Origin of the sequence: Citrobacter sp. TBCS-14 (genome assembly GCF_005280805.1) — a bacterium.
Lineage (GTDB): Bacteria > Pseudomonadota > Gammaproteobacteria > Enterobacterales > Enterobacteriaceae > Citrobacter > Citrobacter gillenii.
The window spans coordinates 1-227 of the sequence record NZ_SZWM01000198.1 but is presented as its reverse complement, the minus strand read 5'-3'; the positions used below and the strand labels follow the sequence as shown (position 1 = coordinate 227).

General features: G+C 57.7%; 1 protein-coding gene. It reads right to left on the bottom strand.

The window, feature by feature from the left end; translation table 11 throughout:
* Window positions 1-227 (bottom strand): YbaB/EbfC family nucleoid-associated protein (locus FDX22_RS12095; RefSeq protein ID WP_146717253.1); only part of this gene is annotated, 227 nt, incomplete at both ends.

Genomic DNA, 227 nt, shown 5'->3' with positions numbered 1-227 from the left:
AAGCCAGGCGGCAGCTGCATTCCGGAAGAAACAGAGGCCATCTTCTCTTTCTGCGTCTCTTCAATGCGACGCGCCGCGTCGTTGAATGCCGCAGCAACCAGGTCTTCCAGCATCTCTTTGTCGTCTTCCAGCAGGCTTGGATCGATCTCCACGCGACGGCAGTTATGCGCGCCGTTGATGGTCACTTTTACCAGACCCGCGCCAGATTCGCCGGTCACTTCCAGCTT